Origin of the sequence: Streptomyces sp. NPDC057697 (assembly GCF_042799335.1) — a bacterium.
In the GTDB taxonomy this organism is placed as follows: Bacteria; Actinomycetota; Actinomycetes; order Streptomycetales; family Streptomycetaceae; genus Streptomyces.
The window spans coordinates 25,642-47,374 of the sequence record NZ_JBHVJA010000006.1; the positions used below are offsets into that span (position 1 = coordinate 25,642).

Below are 21,733 nucleotides of genomic sequence, written 5' to 3' on the forward strand. Positions count from 1 at the left end.
CCATGCCGACGACCGACGAGCCCGCCCGCACCGCCCGCCGCCCCCTGGGGCGCGGTCCGGGTGGCCGGGCCGCGCCGGAACCGGCGGGCGGCGGGAGCGCCGACGTACGGAACCCCGATGGGGAGACGCCCGGCGCGGAGACGCCCGGCGCGGAGACGCCCGGCGCGGAGATCCCCGGCGCGGAGATCGCTGATGCGGGGACGCCCGGCGCACAGCCCGCGGGGGAGCCCGGGGAGCCCATCGAGTCCGCGGGGGAGCCCGCCGGGTCCGCCGAGCCCGCCGGGGAGCCCGCCGAGCCCGCCGACGACGGCCGGTTCACCGTACGGCTGGCAAACTTCGAGGGGCCGTTCGATCTGCTCCTCCAGCTCATCGCCAAGCACAAGCTGGACGTGACCGAAGTCGCGCTGTCCAGGGTCACCGACGAGTTCATGGCGCACATCCGCGCCATGGGACCGGACTGGGACCTGGACCAGACCACCGAGTTCCTGGTCGTCGCGGCGACCCTGCTCGACCTGAAGGCGGCCCGGCTGCTGCCCGCCGCCGAGGTGGAGGACGAGGCGGATCTGGCGCTGCTCGAAGCGCGGGACCTGCTCTTCGCCCGGCTGCTCCAGTACCGCGCCTACAAGCGCATCGCGGAGATCCTCAGCGACCGGCTGGCGTCGGAGGGGCGTCGGTTCCCCCGGACCGTGGGGCTGGAGCCGCACCACGCCGAGCTGCTGCCCGAGGTCGTGATCAGCATCGGGGCGCAGGGGTTCGCCGCACTGGCCGTGAAGGCGATGCAGCCGAGGGCCGAGCCGCAGGTGTACGTCGACCACATCCACGCGCCGCTGGTCAGCGTGCGGGAACAGGCCGGGATCGTGGTGGCGCGGCTCCGGGAGGCGGGGGAGGCCAGCTTCCGGACGCTCACCGAGGACGCCCCGGACACCCTCACCGTGGTCGCCCGGTTCCTCGCGCTGCTGGAGCTGTACCGGGAGAAGGCCGTCGCGCTCGACCAGGACGAGGCGCTCGGGGAACTCCTGGTGCGCTGGGCCGGGGGAGAGGGGGCCGGGCCCGTGGTCACGGACGAGTTCGACACCGAGGCGCAGGACGTCCAGGAGCAGGAGGATGTGAAGGCATGAGCGAGCAGGACACCACCGGCTCCCCCGTCACCGAGGGGACCACCGGTTCCTCCGTCGCGGAGCTCGATCTCCGGCCCGCGCTGGAGGCCGTCCTCATGGTCGTCGACGAGCCCGCCACCGAGGAGCACCTCGCCAAGGTGCTGGAACGGCCCCGCAGGGCCGTCGCCGACGCGCTGCGGGCGCTGGCCGACGAGTACACCGTGCAGCGGCGCGGTTTCGAGCTGCGGCTGGTGGCGGGCGGCTGGCGGTTCTACACCCGCCCCGAGTACGCGGCGGCCGTCGAGGGCTTCGTCCTGGACGGCCAGCAGGCCCGGCTGACCCAGGCGGCGCTGGAGACCCTCGCGGTGGTCGCGTACCGCCAGCCGGTCAGCCGCTCCAGGGTCTCCGCGGTCCGCGGAGTGAACTGTGACGGGGTCATGCGGACCCTGCTCCAGCGGGGGCTGGTGGGGGAAGCGGGCGCGGAACCCGAAACAGGTGCGATCCTGTACAGGACGACGAACTACTTTCTGGAGCGGATGGGCCTGCGCGGCCTGGATGAGCTCCCGGAGCTCGCGCCCTTCCTCCCCGAGGCGGACGCGATCGAGGCTGAGACGCTAGAGGGTGTGCCGTCGTTCGATCCGGACGCACCGGACACCCCGGATACTCACGCAGACGACAAGACGGATTTTTGATGCGAAGCAGTGGCAGGAACAGCGGAAGCGGCGGCGGAGCCAGGAGCGGCGGCGGCAGGAGCGGCGGCAGCGGCGGCAGGAACAACACCGGCAGCGGCAGGAACAGCAACCCGAACCCCCGGGTTCCCAGCTCCGAGCGCGACGGCAAGCAGGAGCAGCGCCCCCGCCGGCCCCGCCCCGAGGAGCGCCGTTACGACGTCGGCAACGACAAGCCGGGCGGCGACGGCCCCCGCAAGGGGCGCGGCGCGGCGGCCCGCGGCGGCGCCAAGGGCGGCCCGAAGCCCGCGCAGGCGGGCAGCGCCAGGAGCGGCGGCCGGCGCCCCCAGGGTGCCCCGTCCCGTCCGCGTGAGCTCGACGCCAAGATCGAGCAGCGCAACCGGGACCGGTACGCGGGCAAGGCCGAGATCAGGACGCCCAAGACCCACCCGGGCGCCGAGCAGGAGGGCGAGCGGCTGCAGAAGGTCCTCGCGCGGGCGGGCATGGGCTCGCGCCGGGCGTGCGAGGAGCTGATCGAGCAGGCCCGCGTCGAGGTCAACGGCGAGATCGTCGTCGAACAGGGCATGCGCGTCGATGTGAACAGGGACGAGATCAAGGTCGACGGTCTGACCGTCGCCGCCCAGTCCTACCTGTTCTTCGCGCTGAACAAGCCCGCCGGTGTCGTCTCCTCGATGGAGGACCCGGACGGCCGCCAGTGCCTCGGCGACTACGTCACCAACCGTGAGACGCGGCTCTTCCACGTCGGCCGGCTGGACACCGAGACCGAGGGCATCATCATGCTCACCAACCACGGCGAGCTGGCCCACCGGCTGACCCACCCCAAGTACGGGGTGAAGAAGACCTACCTGGCCGCCATCCAGGGGCCGCTCCCGCGCGACCTCGGCAAGCGGCTCAAGGACGGCATCCAGCTGGAGGACGGCTACGCCCGCGCCGACCACTTCCGGGTCGTCGAGAACACCGGCAAGAACTACCTGGTCGAGGTGACCCTCCACGAGGGCCGCAAGCACATCGTCCGCCGGATGCTCGCCGAGGCGGGCTTCCCGGTCGAGCGGCTCGTGAGGACCTCGTTCGGGCCGATCCCGCTGGGCGACCAGAAGTCCGGCTGGCTGCGCCGCCTCACCAACACCGAGGTGGGCATGCTGATGCGCGAGGTCGGTCTGTAACCCGCCTCCGTACGCTCCACGGCCCGCGGCCGGTTCCGGTCCCCGATGGTGGGACGGGAACCGGCCGCGGGTCTTTCGTCGTGCCCGCACCTCCTTTATAGTCAGTATGACTATTAAGGAGGCGGGCGTGAGTCTCGCGGATTTCCTCGATCCACTGCAACAACCCCTGGTGACGGTGCTCGACACCCCGGTCAGCTGGACCGAGGTGCTCGGCTTCGGCAGCGGGGCGCTGTGCGTATGGCTCGTGGCCCGCCAGCACCTCGCCAACTGGCCGATCGGCATCGCCAACAACCTCTTCTTCATCCTGCTGTTCACCCAGTCCGGTCTGTACGCCGACGCCGGCCTCCAGATCGTCTTCATCGCCCTGGCCGCGTACGGCTGGTGGACCTGGACCCACGGGGGTGGACCGGGCTCGCCCGACCTGCCGGTGCGGCGCACCACACGCACCGAATGGACCTGGCTGTGCGCGGCGGGGGCGGTGGGGACCGTCGCCCTCACCGTCCTGCTCGACCACGCCACCGACTCGACCGTGCCCTTCTGGGACGCCCTGACGACCGCGCTGTCCCTGACTGCGACGTACGGACAGTGCCGCAAGCTCGTCGAGTCCTGGTGGCTCTGGATCGCCGCCGACGTCGTGTACATCCCGCTGTACGCGTACAAGGAGCTCTATCTGACCTCGCTGCTGTACGTCGGCTTCCTGACGCTCTGCCTGATCGGCCTGCGCAACTGGCGGCGCGACCTCGCCGGGCAGCGGCCGCGGCCGCTGGAGGTGGCGGCATGAAGCGCTTCGGGCACGGGCTGGTCCTCGGCAAGTTCTACCCGCCGCACGCCGGCCACCACCACCTCGTCCGCACCGCGCGGGACCGCTGCGAGCGGCTGACCGTCCTGGTCTGCGCCGCCTCCGTCGAATCCGTGCCGCTCGCCGACCGGGTGGCCTGGATGCGGGAGACGCACCCGGACGTACGGGTCGTCGGCGCCGTCGACGACATCCGCATGGACCTCCACGACCCGGCGATCTGGGACGCGCACATGGCCGTCTTCACCGGGGCCGTGCCCGAGCGGGTGGACGCCGTCTTCACCTCGGAGCCGTACGGGGACGAGCTCGCCCGCAGGTTCGGCGCCCGGTCCGTCTGCGTCGACCCCGGCCGCACGGTGTTCCCGGTCTCCGGCACCGCCGTCCGCAAGGACCCGGTCGGCAACTGGGACTTCCTGGAGCCGCCCGTACGGGCCGCCCTCGCCCGCCGCGTCGTCGTCCTCGGCGCGGAGTCCACCGGCACCACGACGATGGCCCGCGCCCTCACCGACCACTACCGCGCACGCGGCGGGGTCTGGGCGCGGACCGGGTACGTCGCCGAGTACGGCCGGGAGTTCAGCGAACGGAAACTGGCCGACCTGCGCGCGCTCCACCCCGGGGCCCAGGGGGAGGACGTCACCTTCACCACCGACGACTTCCCCCTGATCGCCGAGGCCCAGAACGCCAAGGAGGAGGCGGCCGCCCGCCTCGGATCGCCGGTGCTCTTCTGCGACACCGACTCCTTCGCCACCACCGTCTGGCACGAGCGGTACGTCGGCGGACGCAACCCGCTCGTCGAGGAGACCGCCGACCGCGTCGCCCACCACCTGTGGCTGCTCACCGACCACGAGGGCGTCGCCTTCGAGGACGACGGGCTGCGTGACGGCGAGGAGCTGCGGCCCTGGATGACCGACCGCTTCCGGGCCGAACTGACCCGTACCGGAAGGACGTTCACCGAGCTCACCGGAGGCCGACAGGAGCGGCTGGCCACCGCGGTCGCCGCCGTCGACGCACTGCTCGCCGACAGCTGGAACTTCGCCGCGCCCCTGCCGGAGAACCGATGAGCGCCGGCGCCCCCGCGGGCTACGACCCGCACGCCTTCGAACCCTTCGCGGTCACCGTCGACCTCGCCGTCTTCACGGTCCGCGACAGCCGGCTGCACGTCCTGCTGGTCGAACGGGGCGCGGACCCGTACAAGGGGCACTGGGCGCTGCCCGGCGGCTTCGTCCTGCCCCGCGAGTCCGCCGAGTCCGCCGCCCGCCGGGAGCTCGCCGAGGAGACCGGACTGACCGAGGGCACCGTCAGCGCCTTCCACCTGGAACAGCTGCGCACCTACAGCGATCCGGACCGCGACCCCAGGATGCGGGTCGTCTCGGTCGCCTACGCGGCGCTCGTACCCGACCTGCCCGAGCCGCGCGGCGGCGGCGACGCGGCCAGCGCCCAGTGGTGGGACGCCGCGACGCCCGGCCCGCTCGCCTTCGACCACGACCGCATCCTCGCCGACGCGCACGACCGGATCGGCGCCAAGCTCGAATACAGCTGCCTGGCCACCGCCTTCTGCCCGCCAGAATTCACCCTGGGGGAACTCCAGCAGGTGTACGAGACGGTCTGGGGCGTCGAGCTGGACCGCCCCAACTTCCGGCGCAAGGTCCTCACCACGCCCGGCTTCGTGCAGGCCGTGGAGGGACCGCCGCGCCGGACCGGCGGCCGGGGCAAACCGGCCGCGCTCTACCGGGCGGGTGCCGCCACCGCCCTGCACCCTCCCCTGCTGAGACCGGAAGGAAGAAGCACATGATCATGACCAGGACCCTGACCAAGCAGGCCGCCACCGGCGCGCTGACCGGGCTCGCGCTCGGCGACGCCCTGGGCTTCCCGACCGAGTTCAACAACGTGCCGTCGATCCTCGCCAAGTGCGGTCCGTGGCGCTCGATGCGGCTGCCGAAGCCCGCGCACGTCACCGACGACACCCAGATGACCCTGGCCCTGGGGCGGGGCATCCGCACCGCCATGGACCGCGGGCTGCTCACCCCGCCGCGGCTGGCCCGCCCGGTGCGCGAGGAGTTCGTCGACTGGTACCACTCGCCCGACAACAACCGGGCCCCCGGGCGCACCTGCATGACCGCCTGCCGGCTGCTCGACAGCGACCGGCCCTGGCAGGAGGCCAGCCAGACCGGTTCCAAGGGCTGCGGCGCCAACATGCGGGTCGCGCCGGTCGGTCTCGTCCCGGGGCTGAGCGACGAACAGCGCTCCGGCGCCGCCCAGTTGCAGGCCGCCCTCACCCACGGCCACCCGACCGCGCTCGCCGCGTCCGACCTGACGGCCCGCGCGGTGCACCTGCTGGCACAGGGGGCGGAGCCGATGGGCCTGATAGGGCAGCTGCGTTCGTACGCGTACGAGAACAGCGGCCGGTACCTCACGCGCTGGCTCGGCGACCTCTGGCGCCACGCGGGCGACGCCTCGCCCGAGCAGTACATCCAGCGCGGCTGGGACGAATGCCTCACCGTCCTGGCCCGCGTCCAGGACGCGCTGCGCGACCCGTCCCCGGAGACCGACCCCTGCGAGACCACCGGTGACGGCTGGATCGCCGAGGAGGCCCTGGCCACGGCCCTGCACTGCTTCCTCCTCTTCCCCGACGAACCCGTCACCGCCCTGCGCCGCGCCGCCTGCACCCGGGGCGACTCGGACTCCCTCGGCTGTCTGACCGGCGCGTTCGCCGGGGCGCACCTGGGAGCCGGGGCCTGGCCCAAGGAGTGGTCGGAGCGGATCGAGTACCGCAGCGATCTGCTGTCGCTGGGGGCGCTCTGGGATTCTTGATCCATGCGCATGGACACCAAGCACCTCCAGGAAGCCGGGCTGCCGGTCACGGACCTCGGCCCGGTCGTCGCCGGGGAGCGCCACCCGCTGCTGTTCGCCACGGTCTCCGGGGCGCATCTGTACGGGTTCCCCTCCAAGGACTCGGATGTGGACCTTCGGGGGGTCCATCTCCTGCCCGCGGAGGATCTCGTGGGACTCCGCGAGCCCGAGGAGACGCGCTCACGGATGTGGGACCGGGACGGGGTCGAGATGGACCTCGTCACGCACGACCTGCGGAAGTTCGTCCGGCTGATGCTGAAGCCGAACGGCTATGTGCTGGAGCAGCTGCTCTCGCCGCTGGTCGTGCACACGAGCGGGACACATGAGGAACTGGCGGACCTGGCGCCGGGCGTGGTCACCCGCAACCACGCCCACCACTACCGGGGATTCGCCAACACCCAGTGGCGGCTCTTCGGGAGGACCGGCGAGCTGAAGCCGCTGCTGTACACGTTCCGGGCGCTGCTCACCGGGATCCATCTGATGCGCAGCGGCGAGGTACGGGCGCATCTGCCGACCCTGCTCGGGGAGGTGGCGGCGCCCGCGTACCTGCCCGAGCTGATCGAGGCGAAGGCCGGGGCCGAGCACGGCGCGGCGGGGGACGCGGCGGGGCCGGAGGTCTCCCGGGACGTCGAGGCGCTGCACGGGGTGCTGGACGAGGCCCAGGCGGAGTCGAGGCTCCCCGATGCGCCCGGCGCGTTCGACGCGCTCCACGACCTCGTGGTGCGGGCACGGCTGACGGGGCGGGCGGGGTAGGGCCCGTTCGGAGCCCGCGGTCGCCCGGCCGGACCGGGGCCCGTCAGCCGTTCTCCGCCGGGCCGGGGCGCGTCCGTGGGTTCCCGCCGGTCAGGGCCCGGCAGCGGAGTCCCCGCCGGGCCAGGACACGGATGCCCGGCGAGTGCGGATCAGGAAGTCCTCCACCCGGGCCCGGTCCGGCTCCGGCGGGAGCGGGGAGTTCCTTCCGGCCGCCTCGTCCTCCTCGACGAGACGGTTCATCCGGCGCTCGACCTCCGCCCACGGCACCTCGCCCCGCCGCACCGCCAGCAGCTCCTCCCGGGCCGCGCCCACCTCGATCGTGAGCTCGCCCGTGCGCAGCAGGTCCCGGCCGGAGGCCAGCAGCCGCAGCAGATGCATGGCGTGCTTCCAGCGCGGCGCCCCGTATTGCCGTACGTCCGCCTCCAGCTTCCCGCGCTGGCCCAGGGCGTAGCGCACGAAGGTCCGGTGGGCCAGCCGGGAGAGGAACGCGCCGCGCAGGGAGAGGAGTTCACGGCCCACGGCGTCGGCGTGCTCCACCAGCGGCGAGTGCAGGCACTCCAGCACATTGGGGTTGGCGCGCAGCGCCAGATCGCAGAAGCGCTCCAGCTCCCACGAGAACTGCTCCTGCGCCGGGCCCTCGACATGGGTCGGCGGCTTCTCGAACCGCCAGAACAGCGGGGTCGGCGCGAGGAACACGCCGCGCCGGTCGGTGTCGCTCCCCTCCGTGGCGAGTCCGAAGGCGCGTGAGCCCATCACACAGGAGTAGACCGTGTGGTCGCGTACGAGGGCCTCGGGGCCGGGGGTGATCATGCCGGCGAGCGTACGGGAGCGAAAACGGGTTGCACCCGGGGTTTCCCGGCCCGGGGCCCCGGTGCGGAACGCCCGCCCGGGTGGCGCACCCTCGTTTTCTGGCCGACATTGTCGATGAATCCCCTCCGGGAGGGCGGGGTCGCGGCGGGAAGCGGCCCCGGCGGCACGCACCCGTTCCGTCTCACGGACAGAGCAGCCGGAACCGCCGGCCTCGCCGTCCCTCTAGGCTGATCCGTCGGAGAGATCACGCGGGCGGCCGGCAGGCGCGACCCGGACGAGGAACCGAGGAGCACGACGTGGCGGTACGAGCGGTCCGCGGAGCCGTCCAGCTGGACCAGGACGAGGCCGGGCACATGGGCGAGCAGGTCGGCGCCCTGCTCACGGCGGTCCTGGAGCGCAACAGCCTCGTCGCGGACGATCTGATCAGCATCTGGTTCACGGCCACCCCCGACCTGCACAGCGACTTCCCGGCCGCCGCCGCGCGCGGGCTCGGTATCGTCGACGTACCGCTGATCTGCGCCCAGGAACTGGACATCACGGGGGCCATGCCCCGCGTGGTGCGCGTCCTCGCGCATGTCGAGACGTACCTTCCCAAGTCCGAGATCGCCCATGTGTACCTCGGCGCCACCGCCGCACTCCGCAAGGACATCGCCCAGTGAGAACCGCCGTCGTCATCGGAACGGGCCTCGTCGGCACGTCCGCGGCCCTCGCCCTCGCCGGGCGCGGCATCCAGGTCCACCTCGTCGACCACGACGCCGGGTCCGCCCGCACCGCGGCCGCGCTGGGCGCCGGTACGGACGAGGCGCCCGAGGGCCGGGTGGACCTGGCGATCATCGCCGTGCCCCCCGCCCATGTGGCCTCGGTGCTGGCCGCCGCCATCCGGGACGGCATCGCCCGGGGCTACCTCGACGTCGCCAGCGTGAAGGGCGGCCCGCGCCGCGAGCTGGAGGCCCTCGGCCTCGACCTCACGCCGTACATCGGTACGCACCCCATGGCCGGCAAGGAGCGGTCGGGCCCGCTCGCCGCCACCGCGGACCTGTTCGAGGGCCGGCCCTGGGTCCTCACGCCGACCCGGGACACCGACACCGAGGTCCTCAACCTCGCCCTGGAGCTGGTCGCGCTCTGCCGCGCCGTCCCGGTCGTCATGGACGCCGACGCGCACGACCGGGCCGTCGCCCTGGTCTCCCACACCCCGCAGCTGATCTCGTCGATGGTCGCCGCGCGCCTGGAGGAGGCCGACGAGACCGCCGTGCGCCTCTGCGGCCAGGGCATCCGGGACGTCACCCGGATCGCCGCCTCCGACCCCCGGATGTGGGTGGAGATCCTCTCCGCCAACCCCGGCCCGGTCGCCGACGTGCTGGCCGGGGTCGCCGCCGACCTGGACGAGACGGTACGGGCACTGCGCGGCCTCCAGTCCGACGACGACGAACGGCGCCGCGAGGGCACCCAGGGCATCGAGGACGTCCTGCGCCGGGGCAACGCGGGCCGGATCAGGGTGCCCGGCAAGCACGGGACCGCCCCCACCGTCTACGAGATGGTGTCCGTGCTCATCAGCGACCGGCCGGGCGAGCTGGCCGGGATCTTCGCCGACGCCGGGCGGGCCGGGGTCAACGTCGAGGACGTACGCATCGAGCACGCCACCGGGCAGCAGGCCGGTCTGGTCCAGCTGATGGTCGAGCCGAGCGCGGCCCCCCGGCTGAGCGCGGCGCTGAGCGAGCGCGGCTGGTCGATACGGCAGTAGCCCCGGGGCGGGCAGGGCCAAAGGGCCGTTGTCCACAGGGGTGCGGAGACCCGCTCCGACACTCGGTAACCTTGTGCGGGGCGGGTTCGCACGCGCCCCCGTCCCGCCCACCCCGTGTATCAGGAAGGTGTCCACCACCGTGGAAACCCGTACGGCCCCGGCCGCAGTGATCGTCGCCATCGACGGGCCCTCCGGCACCGGCAAGTCGAGCACGTCCAAGGCCGTCGCCGCGCAGCTCGGCCTGAGCTACCTGGACACCGGCGCCCAGTACCGGGCGATCACCTGGTGGATGCTGAACAACGGCGTCGACGTGCAGGACGCCGCGGAGGTGGCGACCGCCGCCGCCAAGCCGGTCATCGTCTCCGGCACGGATCCCGCCGCCCCGACGATCACCGTCGACGGCGAGGACGCCTCGGCCCCGATCCGCACCCAGGAGGTCACCTCCAAGGTCAGCGCCGTCAGCGCGGTGCCCGAGGTGCGCACCCGGATCACCGAGCTCCAGCGCTCCATCGCGGCCGCGGCCGGGCACGGCATCGTCGTCGAGGGCCGTGACATCGGCACCACCGTGCTGCCGGACGCCGACCTGAAGATCTTCCTCACCGCTTCCCCGGAGGCGCGCGCCGCCCGGCGCAGCGGAGAGGTCAAGGGCTCCGATCTCGCCGCCACCAAGGAAGCGCTGATCAAGCGGGACGCGGCCGACTCCGGCCGCAAGACCTCCCCGCTCGCCAAGGCCGACGACGCCGTCGAGGTGGACACCACCGAGCTGACCCTTCAGCAGGTCATCGAGTGCGTCGTCACCCTCGTCGAGGAGAAGCGGGCCGCGAAGTGACCCAGGCCACGGGCTCGCCCTCGCCGCGCGGTGCGGCGGTCGGGCGCGGGATCGGCATCGGGCTGATGTACGGGCTGTGGAAGCCCCGCGTCCTCGGTGCGTGGCGGGTCCCCGCCGCCGGACCCGTCATACTCGCGGTGAACCACTCGCACAACATCGACGGTCCGATGCTGATGGGCACCGCGCCCCGGCCCGTCCACTTCCTGATCAAGAAGGAGGCGTTCGTCGGCCCGCTCGACCCGTTCCTGCGCGGAATCGGTCAGCTGAAGGTGGACCGTACGACCGTCGACCGCGCCGCCGTCACCCATGCCCTCGGTGTGCTGGCGAACGGCGGGGCCCTCGGGATCTTTCCCGAGGGCACCAGGGGCGAGGGCGACTTCGCCTCCCTGCGCGCCGGGCTCGCGTACTTCGCGGTACGCAGCGGGGCGCCGATCGTGCCCGTGGCCGTCCTGGGAAGCACCGAGCGCAGCGGACGGTTGATATCGGCACTGCCGCCGCTGCGCAGCCGGGTCGACGTCGTCTTCGGCGACGCCTTCGAGGCGGGCGACGGCAGCGGGCGGCGTACGCGCAAGGCGCTGGACGAGGCGACGGTACGGATCCAGGAGCGGCTGACCGCCCATCTGGACGAGGCCAGGCGCTTCACCGGGCGCTAAGTAAGACTTGAGTAGTGGGCCGCGTGTCGGCGGCCCATCGATGATGATGCAAAGAGGAACGGACTTCATGAACGACCAGATTCACTCCGACGGCTCGGACCACGAGCACGGAGCGCTTGGCGACGCCGAGTACGCGGAGTTCATGGAGCTCGCCGCGGAGGAGGGCTTCGATCTCGAAGAGGTCGAGGGCGCGATCGACGAGGCCGGTCACGGACCGCTGCCCGTCCTCGCCGTCGTCGGCCGTCCCAATGTCGGCAAGTCGACACTGGTGAACCGGATCATCGGCCGCCGCGAGGCGGTCGTCGAGGACAAGCCCGGCGTCACCCGCGACCGGGTCACCTACGAGGCCGAGTGGGCGGGCCGCCGCTTCAAGGTCGTCGACACCGGCGGCTGGGAACAGGACGTGCTGGGCATCGACGCCTCCGTCGCCGCCCAGGCCGAGTACGCCATCGAGGCGTCCGACGCGGTCGTCTTCGTGGTCGACTCGACCGTCGGCGCGACCGACACCGACGAGGCCGTCGTCAAGCTGCTGCGCCGGGCGGGCAAGCCCGTCGTGCTGTGCGCCAACAAGGTCGACGGACAGAGCGGCGAGGCGGACGCCACCGCACTCTGGTCGCTGGGTCTCGGCGAGCCGCACCCGGTCTCCTCGCTGCACGGCCGCGGCACCGGCGACCTGCTCGACGCCGTGCTCGAAGCGCTTCCCGAGGCCCCGGCCCAGCGCTTCGGCACCGCGATCGGCGGCCCGCGCCGGATCGCGCTCATCGGCCGCCCGAACGTCGGCAAGTCCTCGCTGCTGAACAAGGTGGCGAACGAGGACCGCGTCGTCGTCAACGAGCTCGCGGGCACCACCCGTGACCCGGTCGACGAGCTGATCGAGCTCGGTGGCATCACCTGGAAGTTCATCGACACGGCCGGCATCCGCCGCCGCGTCCACCTCCAGGAGGGCGCGGACTACTACGCCTCGCTGCGTACCGCCGCCGCCGTGGAGAAGGCCGAGGTCGCCGTCGTCCTGATCGACGCGGGCGAGTCCATCAGCGTCCAGGACCAGCGCATCATCACCATGGCCGTGGAGGCCGGGCGTGCCCTGGTGATCGCGTACAACAAGTGGGACACCCTCGACGAGGAGCGCCGCTACTACCTGGAGCGCGAGATCGAGACGGAGCTCGCGCAGATCGCGTGGGCGCCCCGGGTCAATGTCTCGGCCGTCACCGGCCGGCACATGGAGAAGCTCGTTCCGGCGATCGAGACCGCCCTCGCCAGCTGGGAGACCCGCGTTCCCACCGGTCGGCTCAACGCCTTCCTCGGCGAGATCGTCGCCTCCCACCCGCACCCCGTCCGCGGCGGCAAGCAGCCCCGGATCCTCTTCGGCACCCAGGCCGGTACCAAGCCGCCGCGCTTCGTGCTGTTCGCCTCGGGCTTCCTGGAGCACGGCTACCGGCGCTTCGTCGAGCGCCGGCTCCGTGAGGAGTTCGGCTTCGAGGGCACCCCGATCCACATCTCGGTACGCGTCCGCGAGAAGCGCGGCCGCAACAAGTAGCAGCCACGGGCGTACGACCGAGCCCCGGACCGTCCCGCATGGGGGACGGCCCGGGGCTCGGTCGTGGGGTCAGACCCCTCGCGAACCCGGGGGCAGGGCCGCCGGCCGGCTGCGCCCGGAATGCCGGCCCACCCGCTGCCAGGAGCCGAGGCCGCCGCTGTGGCTGCCGGAGCCGCCGGTCACGGCGAGACCGGTGGAGAAGCCGGCGGAGTGGCCGCTCAGCGGGAGACGGCTGCCGAAGAGCCCGGTGCCGAAGGCCATGAAGCCGAGATTCTCCTCGCCGCTCCGATCACCCGGCAGCGCCCGGAACGAGCGACGGTACTCGGAGTACAGCGCGTCGTAGATCGGAGTCTGGGACTGACCGCCCGAGGGGTCCCGCGAGGGCCGCATGGCAGGGATCGGGCTCGGGCGCTGGTGGGAGGAGTCGTATGAGTGCACGTATGTGCCAACGACCCCGGTCTCCGTCGGATGCGGGCGCGGCGGAGAAATAGCTGTTCGCCGCCGGTGGGAGCGGCCGACGGCCACGATCAGGTACCGGCCAGCGGCATCGCGGCGGCGACCAGGAGCCCGTCGGCCGCCGCCTTGTCCAGGGCGTCCCGCAGCAGGTCCTCACGCGGCTGCTGGCCGATCGTCCCGGCGGGGGCGGCGTAGACGAGGACGGTCTGCGACTTGTTGGCCGCGGTCCGCCAGCCCTCGGTGACCTGGAGGGGCGCGTGCGCCTGCCACCAGGCGACCGGTGCGCCGCCGCCGGTGCCCGGCTGGAGTACGGCGTGCAGCCGGCCCATGGCGAGCAGGATCGACCAGCCGTGCAGCACGGCGGGCACCTGGTCCATCCCGGCGGCCGGGTGGAAGCCCTGCTCCCGCAGCAGCTGGAGGAATTCGTCGCCCCGGCTGCCGTCGGTGCCCGGACGGGCGATCGCACCGGTCGGCTCGACGACGAGGGCCGGGTGGAGCTCGTCGTCGATCAGGACGAGGCCGCTGGTGACCCCGAGAACCGCCTGCTCGGGGGAGAGGCCCTCCGGGGCCTCGCCGCCGGTGATGCTGCGTACGGCGCCCTGCAGCTGCTCCTCGGCGACCTGGACGACCTGCGAGGGGATGCACGTCGCGTGGGCGAAGGCCAGGACGGCGGTCTCGTCACCGACGAAGAGCACCGTGCTCGTGCGTTCCTGCTCGGAGTCGCCGGGGGTGCGGCAGGAAGTGCAGTCGTAACTGCCCGGGGCGTTGTCGCCGATGAGCAGCCGGTCGGCTTCGGCGTCGCCGATCTCGGCGCGTACGTCCTCGCTGACGTCGAGCATGCGCGGCACGGGGTGGCTCCTCGAACTCGGTGCGTGCGCCGGGCGGTTCCCGGCTCATGGAAATGACAACGGGCGAGCCGCGGCCGGGGTCACGCGAGAAAGGGAACGTAATCGAACCAACCGGCGCAGAGGGTGAATCTCGGGGTCCTGGAGGCTGTTTAAGGCGTATTTGTCGTGATCTTGCGGGGCGGGATGTGATCGACTCGCCCGTGCACCGGTGCGCCGATACCTCGATAAAGCAGGAAAACGGACGAGTTCACGGCTGGCTGAAATTCGTCCCTACTCGGAGTGAACCGTCGACCGGCCCGTGCCGTCCTGCCAAGTGCGGCCCACAGCTGATCCAGTCGAACCGGGAGACATGGCGTCTCATGCACATTTCTTTCCTGCTCCACAACGCCTATGGAGTCGGAGGCACGATCCGTACGACGTTCAACCTCGCCGGGGAGCTGGCCGGGCACCACGACATCGAGATCGTGTCGGTCTTCCGGCACCGTGACGTGCCCGCGCTGGGCGCGCCCGAAGGCGTGCGCCTGCGCCACCTCGTCGATCTCCGCAAGAAGAGCCCGACGTACGACGGCGACGCCACCGACTACGCCCGCCCCGCCACCGTGTTCCCGCGCGGCGACAGCAGGTACCGGCAGTACAGCAGGCTGAGCGACGCCCGGGTGGCGGACCATCTGCGCTCCCTGGAGGCGGACGTCGTGGTCGGCACCCGGCCGGGGCTCAATGTGCACATCAGCAGGCAGGCCCGCCGCGGCCCGGTCCGGATCGGTCAGGAGCACCTCACCCTCGACAGCCACGGCTACCGGCTCCGCCGCGAGATCGGGCACCGCTACGCCCTGCTCGACGCGATCACCACCGTCACCGAGGCGGACGCCCGTGCCTACCGGGCCGGGTTCAAGCTGCCCGGGGTACGGATCGAGGCCATCCCCAACAGCGTGCCCGCGCCGACCATCCCGCCCGCCGACGGCGACCACAAGTGGGTGATCGCCGCGGGCCGGCTGCACAAGGTCAAGCGCTACGACCTGCTCGTCCGGGCCTTCGCCGACGTGGTCGCGGTCCGTCCGGACTGGCGGCTGCGCATCTACGGCGGCGGCGACGCGACCGGCAACGAACGACAGGCGCTGCTCGACCTCGTCGCCGAACTCGGCCTGCACGACCACGTGTTCCTGATGGGACCGGTCAATCCGCTGGAGGCCGAGTGGCCCAAGGGATCGATCGCCGCGGTCACGTCGGACCGCGAGTCCTTCGGCATGACCATCGTCGAGGCGATGCGCGGCGGGCTGCCGGTCGTCGCCACCGACTGCCCGCACGGCCCCCGCGAGATCATCGACGACGGCACCGACGGACGGCTGGTGCCCGTCGGCGACACGGCGGCGGTGGCTGACGCCCTGCTCGGCCTGATCCAGGACGACGAGGCCCGGCGCCGCGCGGGGCACGCCGCGCTGGTCGCCTCGCAGCGGTTCGACCCGTCGCGGATCGCCGAACGCCACGAACAGCTCTTCACCGAACTCGCCTCGCGGGGCCCGCGCGACCGCTCGCACGGCGCGATGAGGACCACGCTGCACCGTGCCCGGGGCACCGTGCTGGACGGGGCGTACGCCCTGCGCTACAAGGCGGCCGCCGCGATCCGCAAGGGGAAGACCGCATGAGCGCCTCCGCAGGGCGAAGCACACCGCGGGCCGACTGCACCGTGGGACCCGACGGCGGGATCACCTTCGATCTCGGCCTCCGCCGCGAGGACGGGGAAGCACCCGAACTGCTCCTGCGGCTGCGCGGCAGCAAGGGCGCGGCCGGCGGGACCGTACGGCTCCCGCTGAGCCCGCTGCGCGACGGACGGCTGCGCGCGGTGCTGCCCGGGGCCGGGGAGTACGCCGAGGGCCGCTGGGACGTGTACCTCCGCGAGCCGGGCACGGACGACGACGCGGCGGTGGCCGTCGAGCCCGGGACCAGGGATCTGCGGCTGCTCGTCGACCGCACCCCGGGGCCCGGTCCGGTCGCGGTCCGCATCCCGTACCCGACCCTCGACGGCCGGCTCGCCGTGCGCTGCTGGCACCGCGCCCCGCACGCCGAGGCGGGAGCGGTGACCTTCGACGAGACCGGGGTCACCGTCGAGTGCAGGCTGTACGGCGCGGAGCTCGGGGCCGACGCCGGTGTCGAGGCGCGGCAGCCCGGCGCCGGAGGCCGGGTCCTGCGGGTGCCGGTCACCGGGCGGGACGGCGCCTTCGCCTTCACGCTCCCCCTGGACCGGCTGGCCGAGGGGGCCGTCACCGCGCAGCAGCTGTGGACGCTCTGGCTGGTGACCGGGACGGCGGAGGGCGAAGGGTCCGGCGGCGTACGGATCTCCCGGATCCTCGACGACGTCTGGGACCGCAAGAAGATCTTCGTCTACCCCGGCCGCGGCACGGGGGAGGGGACCCTGGCCACCCCCTGCTACTCCACCGACAACGACCTGTGCGTACGGCTCGAACCGGAGCCGGTGGGCTGAGGCCGGTCCGCCGGGCTCGCGGACACGTGCTGTCCTCAAGGGCTGGCAGACTCGTCCCATGTTGGAGACCTCGGCACGACTGCTGCGTCTGCTCTCACTCCTCCAGGCCCACCGGGACTGGTCCGGCGCCGACCTCGCCGAGCGGCTCGGGGTCACCCCCCGGACCGTCCGGCGCGACGTCGACAAGCTGCGCGAACTGGGCTACCCGGTCAACGCCAGCCCCGGCACCGGCGGCGGGTACCAGCTCGGCGCCGGGGCCGAGCTGCCGCCCCTGCTGCTGGACGACGAGGAGGCCGTCGCCGTCGCGGTCGGTCTGCGCACCGCCGCGGGCAACGGCATCGAGGGCATCGGAGAGACCTCCGTACGCGCTCTGGCCAAGCTCGAACAGGTGCTGCCGGACCGCCTCCGGCGCCGGGTGAACGCGCTGAACACCTTCACCGTGCCGCTGCTCCGAGGGACCGCCGGGGAGGTCGCCGACGCGGGGGTCCTGACCGAACTCGCCGGGGCCTGCCGGGACGCCGAGCGGCTGCGCTTCGCGTACCGGGACCACTCCGGCTCCGTCTCCCGGCGGACCGTCGAACCGCACCGGCTGGTGTGCACCGAGCGCCGCTGGTACCTCGTCGCCTGGGACCTGGACCGCGCGGACTGGCGTACCTTCCGGGTGGACCGGATCACGCCCACGCCGCCGCACGGCCCGAGGTTCGTCCCCCGTGACGCGCCTGCCGAGGACCTGGCCGCCTATGTGTCGAAGGGGATCTCCACGGGGGTGTACCCGACGCGGGCGGTGGTCCGGCTGAAGGCGGGCATCGAGCGCGCGGCCGAGCGGGTCTCGCCCTCGGCGGGGGTGCTGGAGGCGGTCGACGCCGACACCTGTCTGCTGCGCGCCGGTGCGGCGACCTGGGAAGTGCTGGTCATCCACGTGATGATGCTGGGAATCGACTTCGAAGTGGTCGAACCGCCGGAGCTCCAGGACGCGATCGGGACGGTCAGGGACCGGCTCTCCAGAGCCCTGGACCGAGTCCCGCCTGCGACAACGCCATAGGGGCGGCCCGGGTTGCCCGTTATACCCACGGACGGCCGACGGGCGGCCCGGCGGTCGGCGCGGAATATTGTGACCAGAGGATAAGGGTGCCATAAGGAAGCGTGAATTCCCGGCGACCTGCTCATTTACACAGGTTATTCGGAACGGGAATTCGACGCGCTCGGCACGGGATATTCCGTTCCGATTCCGGGCCTTCCGGCCGCTTGTTCCCGGGCTTGTCCGATTACTGTGTGTCCGGTCCCCGGGGCCCGTGTTCGGGCGGTGTGATCCGAGCGGCGGGCGTGTCGTGATCCTGTGACACAAGCGTGACCGATGGGGGACGTGGGGATGCCAGGCGGCGGCGGAGCCCCGGCTTCCGTCATGGCCCCCGGCCGCCTACGGTGAAAGACATGGCACCCATACCGAGCCCCTCCGCCCAGCCCGACGACACCCCCGGTGCGTACGTCGGCCTCGCCTCCGAGGCCGCCGAGCGCCGGGCCCGCGGCCATGGCTGGAGCACCGTCAGATCCCTGCCGCCGGGCGCGATCGTCACGATGGAGTTCCGGAGCGGGCGGATCAACTTCGAGGTCGCCGCCGGTGTCGTCACCCGCTGCTGGGTGGGCTGAGGGCACCGCCGGTCCGGCGCCCGTGACCCGAGGACGCGTGAGGGCCCCGACGCCGGTCGGGGCCCTCACACATGTCCGGGAGCGGCTGTGCGTACCGCTACGCGTCCGCCGGGGCCTCAGCCACCGGCCACCGGGCGGGCCGGGGCGGTGCCGCCGCGCGGTGTGCGGTCGGCGTGCGGCGGGCGACGGCTGCCGGCCGGGGTGACCGGGGTCCGCTCCGAGCGCACCAGGTGCGTCGTGTGCGCGCGCGAGCGGGGGCTCGCGGCCCCTGCGGCGACCGGCTCCGGCGCGGGGTTCTGCGCCGGGACGTCGCCGCCGTCCGGCTGCGGCAGCAGCACGGTCCTGGGCCCGCCGGCCGCGACCGGCACGGAGGGAACGGGACGGCCGAGCCCCCGCAGGTTGTCGCGCTGGGCGAAGATCCACGCCTCGGCCCGGGTGATCAGCGGCTCGACCCAGGGCAGGCCCAGCATGATCAGCAGCCCCGCCGCCCAGCCCAGCAGGACGTCGCTGAGCCAGTGCGTACCGAGATAGACGGTGGTGAGACCGACGCCGAGCGAGACGATGGCCGACATCGCCGAGAGATAGCGCCGGGCCCGTGGCGTAGTGGCCAGATAGGCGAGGATTCCCCAGGTCACCACCGCGTTGGCGGTGTGCCCGGAGGGAAATATGTCGCCGCCGGCGAAGAGTTCGGCGGAGCCGATCTGGGTCGCGTAGTGCGGACCGAGTCGCCCCAGGCCGATCTTGACCGCGCCGACCGTCACATTGAGCAGCAGCAGCGCCGCGCCCAGCGTCAGCAGCGGCCGCAGTGTGTGCTGCCGCCAGGAGCGCCAGCCGAGCCAGCACGCGACCATGGTGGCGGTGGGTCCGCGCTGGCCGAGCACGACGTAGTAGTCGAGGAAGGCATGGATTCCCGGCCATTGCTGATACGGCCGGAAGAGCATGACCTTCCAGTCCAGGGTCACCAGCCAGGACGAGACCAGCACGGCGACGACGATGGCGAGATAGAACGCCAACGTCCCGCCGAAGAGCGCGATGCGGTGACGACTCATCCGCGGTGGCTCTATCTTCGGCGGCTCCGGCTCCCGGTCCAGGCGGGCAAAGATGTCGGTACGCACCCAATCGACGTTACAGCGAGTTAGTGCGGGACCAGGTCGTTCCGGTCTCTTTGTGATGACGATGTGATGTGGACTATGTCTCGGACGGCCCTTAATTCATGACTCGGGTATGCCTCTCGAAGGGCCTTCGCGCTATTGATTTCGCACGCATTTCGGAAGGGTGTTTGGACGCGGGAAGAAAAGCGCAGGAGGTGCCGGTATGAATTTATCCGGGCTCGGCGGAAGGCGGAACGGACGGTGCCGGTCCGGTCACCGGCCGCTTTCGGTGCGGGCCCGGCGGCCGCCGCGCGCGGGCGGCCGGGTACCGTCCTGTGCCGGGTGCGGAGGGTGTCCTCGCAGGTCCGGGCGGCGGGCCGGGGTGGCGTACGCCACACCCCGTGGCCGGACCGGGTATGAGGTGGACCACGTGTGAGGGGTCCGAACTCGCGTACGCTGACGGATCACTCGCCCGTCGATGCCGGGCCATGAGGAGCGGCGAACCGTCGCATCCACGGTTGGCCCGCCGAGCGCGAGGGACCTTGGGAGGTACATGCATGTCCGGGACGACCACAGCCCGATTCCGGCTGCGCCCAGCGGCCGACGGTGCCAATCGATGGGTCGTCCTCGTCGTCCTCTGCCTCAGCCTCCTGCTCGTGGCGCTCGACGCCACCGTGCTCCACGTCGCCGTACCCGCCGTCACCGAGGACCTGCGGCCCAGCGCCGTCGGCCTCCTCTGGATCGTCGACGCCTATCCGCTGGTCTGCGCCTCGCTGCTGATCCTCTTCGGCACCCTCGGGGACCGGGTCGGGCGCCGCCGCGTCCTGCTGCTCGGCTACGCGCTCTTCGGCGTCGCCTCCGCGATCGCCGCGCTGGCCGGGAGCCCCGGCGTGCTCATCGTGGCGCGCGCCCTGCTCGGGGTCGGCGGCGCGATGATCATGCCCGCGACGCTGTCGATCCTCCGGCAGGTCTTCCCCGACCGGCGTGAGCGGGCCGTCGCGATCGGCGTCTGGAGCGCGGTCGCCGCGGTGGGCGCCGCCACCGGCCCGGTCATCGGCGGCTTTCTCGTCGAGCACTTCTGGTGGGGCTCGGTCTTCCTGATCAACGTGCCGCTGATGGCGCTGGTGCTGCCGGTCGGGCGGCTGTTGCTGCCCGAGTCGCGCGGCGGCCAGGACGGCCCGTGGGACGTGCTGGGCGCGCTGATGGCCGCGGCCGGAGTGCTCGGGGTGGTCCTCGGGGTGAAGCGGGCGGGCACCGGGGAAGGGGTGCTGACCCCGGCCACGCTCGTCCCGCTGCTGATCGGGGCGGTGCTGCTCGTCGTGTTCGTGCGCCGTCAGAAACGGCGTACGCATCCGCTGATCGACATCGGGATGTTCGCCCGGCCCGCCTTCTCCACCGCGGTGGGCTGCATCGTCCTGGCCATGCTGGCCCTGGTCGGCCTCGAACTCATAGCCGTGCAGTACCTCCAGCTCGTCCTCGGCCTGAGCCCGCTCCAGACCGGTCTGCGGCTGTTGCCGCTCACCTTCGCCGCCATGGCCGCGGGCGCCACCGGCTCGTACACCCTGCGCCGGCTGGGCCCGCGCCGGATGGTCGGCTGGGGCTTCGCGCTCACGGCCGTCTCGGTGCTGATCCTGACCGCGATGGGCCAGCACGACCGGCCCGTGCTCCTGACGGTGGCCTTCGTCGCCCTCGGCTTCGGGCTCCAGACCACGCTCTTCGGGGCGTACGAGTCGATGCTCAGCGAGGCCCCCGCCGACCGTGCGGGCGGGGCGGCGGCGATCGGCGAGACCTCGTACCAGCTGGGCGCGGGCATGGGGATCGCCCTGCTCGGCAGTGTCATGAACGCCGCCTACACCCCCGGGCTCTCGAAGCTCTCCGACGCGGGCGTCCCGGCCGGGGCCCGTGCGGCCGCCGCCCATTCGCTGGGCGAGGCCTACCAGGTGGCGGACCGGCTGGGCGGCCCGCTGGGCGCCGTGCTGCGTTCCACGGCGCGCCACTCCTTCGTCACGGGACTGCACGTCACACTGCTGGTCAGCGCCGCTCTGCTGCTGGCCGGGGCGTTCGCCGCGCTGTGGCTGCCGCGGATGATGGACTGCCCCTCGCCGGCGCTCGGCGACGCGGAGCCGGCCGACGCGGCCGGGACGCGCGAACACCGCCCCGCGCGCGAACTCCCCGCGCAGCGCTCCCCGGTGCGGCCCGCCCGGCGCCGACCCGCCGAGGCGACCGGCCCTGGACGGGCGGCGCACTGAGTCGTAACGTCGGTGCGACGCCATAACTAACACTGCTAGTTTTAG

The 21,733-nt window shown here is 72.6% G+C and carries 22 protein-coding genes; 18 read left to right on the forward strand and 4 right to left on the reverse strand.

Features of this window, described 5'->3' with window-relative positions; translation table 11 throughout:
* Positions 1-2: 2 nt before the first annotated feature.
* The 8 genes from ACFVFH_RS17625 to ACFVFH_RS17660 all read left to right on the forward strand — a co-directional run bounded on the left by ACFVFH_RS17625 (position 3) and on the right by ACFVFH_RS17660 (position 7,348).
* Positions 3-1,118 (forward strand): segregation/condensation protein A, encoded by a 1,116-nt coding sequence (locus ACFVFH_RS17625; RefSeq protein WP_383769101.1) that lies wholly within the window; start codon positions 3-5, stop codon positions 1,116-1,118.
* Positions 1,115-1,789: an SMC-Scp complex subunit ScpB gene (gene scpB / locus ACFVFH_RS17630; RefSeq protein ID WP_383769104.1), complete on the forward strand. Its 675-nt coding sequence runs from the start codon at positions 1,115-1,117 to the stop codon at positions 1,787-1,789. Before ACFVFH_RS17625 ends, scpB begins: the two co-directional genes overlap by 4 nt.
* Complete coding sequence (locus tag ACFVFH_RS17635) at positions 1,789-2,949, forward strand: pseudouridine synthase (RefSeq protein WP_383769107.1); 1,161 nt, start codon at positions 1,789-1,791, stop codon at positions 2,947-2,949. The genes scpB and ACFVFH_RS17635 overlap by 1 nt, the downstream gene beginning before the upstream one ends.
* A gap of 127 nt (positions 2,950-3,076) precedes the next feature.
* Positions 3,077-3,730, forward strand: a complete 654-nt coding sequence (gene pnuC, locus ACFVFH_RS17640; protein WP_383769110.1) for a nicotinamide riboside transporter PnuC — start codon at positions 3,077-3,079, stop codon at positions 3,728-3,730.
* Positions 3,727-4,806, forward strand: a complete 1,080-nt coding sequence (locus ACFVFH_RS17645; protein ID WP_383769112.1) for an AAA family ATPase — start codon at positions 3,727-3,729, stop codon at positions 4,804-4,806. Before pnuC ends, ACFVFH_RS17645 begins: the two co-directional genes overlap by 4 nt.
* The gene (locus ACFVFH_RS17650) at positions 4,803-5,537 is read left to right on the forward strand and encodes an NUDIX domain-containing protein (protein WP_383769115.1); all 735 of its coding nucleotides are present in this window, start codon (positions 4,803-4,805) and stop codon (positions 5,535-5,537) included. Before ACFVFH_RS17645 ends, ACFVFH_RS17650 begins: the two co-directional genes overlap by 4 nt.
* Positions 5,534-6,556 carry an ADP-ribosylglycohydrolase family protein gene (locus tag ACFVFH_RS17655; RefSeq protein ID WP_383769118.1) on the forward strand — a complete coding sequence of 341 codons (1,023 nt, stop codon included), beginning with the start codon at positions 5,534-5,536 and terminating at the stop codon, positions 6,554-6,556. The genes ACFVFH_RS17650 and ACFVFH_RS17655 overlap by 4 nt, the downstream gene beginning before the upstream one ends.
* A 3-nt stretch (positions 6,557-6,559) precedes the next feature.
* Entirely contained in the window at positions 6,560-7,348 is a 789-nt protein-coding gene (locus ACFVFH_RS17660) for a DNA polymerase beta superfamily protein (protein WP_383769121.1), read from the forward strand.
* A 90-nt stretch (positions 7,349-7,438) separates the two neighbouring features.
* Here the strand turns inward: ACFVFH_RS17660 and ACFVFH_RS17665 are convergent, their stop codons facing one another.
* A complete protein-coding gene (locus ACFVFH_RS17665) occupies positions 7,439-8,158 on the reverse strand; it encodes a DNA polymerase beta superfamily protein (RefSeq protein ID WP_383769123.1) in 720 nt (239 codons plus the stop codon).
* 296 nt (positions 8,159-8,454) lie between these two features.
* On the opposite strand from ACFVFH_RS17665, the gene aroH reads away from it, so the two are divergent.
* The 5 genes from aroH (at position 8,455) to der (ending at position 12,918) form a co-directional block, all read left to right on the forward strand.
* Positions 8,455-8,817 carry a chorismate mutase gene (aroH, locus tag ACFVFH_RS17670; RefSeq protein ID WP_383769125.1) on the forward strand — a complete coding sequence of 121 codons (363 nt, stop codon included), beginning with the start codon at positions 8,455-8,457 and terminating at the stop codon, positions 8,815-8,817.
* A complete protein-coding gene (locus ACFVFH_RS17675; RefSeq protein ID WP_383769128.1) occupies positions 8,814-9,899 on the forward strand; it encodes a prephenate dehydrogenase in 1,086 nt (361 codons plus the stop codon). Before aroH ends, ACFVFH_RS17675 begins: the two co-directional genes overlap by 4 nt.
* A gap of 127 nt (positions 9,900-10,026) precedes the next feature.
* Entirely contained in the window at positions 10,027-10,728 is a 702-nt protein-coding gene (gene cmk / locus ACFVFH_RS17680) for a (d)CMP kinase (RefSeq protein ID WP_383769131.1), read from the forward strand.
* Positions 10,725-11,381: a lysophospholipid acyltransferase family protein gene (locus ACFVFH_RS17685; protein WP_383769134.1), complete on the forward strand. Its 657-nt coding sequence runs from the start codon at positions 10,725-10,727 to the stop codon at positions 11,379-11,381. The genes cmk and ACFVFH_RS17685 overlap by 4 nt, the downstream gene beginning before the upstream one ends.
* A gap of 67 nt (positions 11,382-11,448) precedes the next feature.
* Positions 11,449-12,918, forward strand: a complete 1,470-nt coding sequence (gene der, locus ACFVFH_RS17690) for a ribosome biogenesis GTPase Der (protein WP_266421313.1) — start codon at positions 11,449-11,451, stop codon at positions 12,916-12,918.
* A 69-nt stretch (positions 12,919-12,987) separates the two neighbouring features.
* Here the strand turns inward: der and ACFVFH_RS17695 are convergent, their stop codons facing one another.
* Together ACFVFH_RS17695 and ACFVFH_RS17700 are read right to left on the reverse strand one after the other, a co-directional pair.
* Positions 12,988-13,308, reverse strand: a complete 321-nt coding sequence (locus ACFVFH_RS17695) for a hypothetical protein (protein ID WP_383769137.1) — start codon at positions 13,306-13,308, stop codon at positions 12,988-12,990.
* Positions 13,309-13,445: 137 nt separating this feature from the next.
* Complete coding sequence (locus ACFVFH_RS17700) at positions 13,446-14,222, reverse strand: hypothetical protein (protein ID WP_383769139.1); 777 nt, start codon at positions 14,220-14,222, stop codon at positions 13,446-13,448.
* A 359-nt stretch (positions 14,223-14,581) separates the two neighbouring features.
* On the opposite strand from ACFVFH_RS17700, the gene ACFVFH_RS17705 reads away from it, so the two are divergent.
* From ACFVFH_RS17705 to ACFVFH_RS17720, 4 genes are all read left to right on the forward strand, one after another.
* On the forward strand, positions 14,582-15,865 hold the full coding sequence (locus ACFVFH_RS17705; protein ID WP_383769142.1) for a glycosyltransferase family 4 protein: 1,284 nt from the start codon (positions 14,582-14,584) through the stop codon (positions 15,863-15,865).
* Positions 15,862-16,701: a transferase gene (locus ACFVFH_RS17710; protein ID WP_383769145.1), complete on the forward strand. Its 840-nt coding sequence runs from the start codon at positions 15,862-15,864 to the stop codon at positions 16,699-16,701. Before ACFVFH_RS17705 ends, ACFVFH_RS17710 begins: the two co-directional genes overlap by 4 nt.
* A 58-nt stretch (positions 16,702-16,759) precedes the next feature.
* Complete coding sequence (locus ACFVFH_RS17715; protein WP_383769148.1) at positions 16,760-17,743, forward strand: helix-turn-helix transcriptional regulator; 984 nt, start codon at positions 16,760-16,762, stop codon at positions 17,741-17,743.
* Between the two features lie 389 nt (positions 17,744-18,132).
* Positions 18,133-18,348, forward strand: coding sequence for an I78 family peptidase inhibitor (locus tag ACFVFH_RS17720; protein WP_383769150.1), 216 nt, complete (start codon positions 18,133-18,135; stop codon positions 18,346-18,348).
* Between the two features lie 116 nt (positions 18,349-18,464).
* On the opposite strand, the gene ACFVFH_RS17725 is transcribed toward ACFVFH_RS17720, so the two are convergent.
* On the reverse strand, positions 18,465-19,463 hold the full coding sequence (locus ACFVFH_RS17725) for a phosphatase PAP2 family protein (RefSeq protein ID WP_383769152.1): 999 nt from the start codon (positions 19,461-19,463) through the stop codon (positions 18,465-18,467).
* A gap of 533 nt (positions 19,464-19,996) precedes the next feature.
* Between ACFVFH_RS17725 and ACFVFH_RS17730 the strand changes: the two genes are divergently transcribed.
* Positions 19,997-21,688: an MFS transporter gene (locus ACFVFH_RS17730; RefSeq protein WP_383769155.1), complete on the forward strand. Its 1,692-nt coding sequence runs from the start codon at positions 19,997-19,999 to the stop codon at positions 21,686-21,688.
* Positions 21,689-21,733 lie beyond the last annotated feature (45 nt).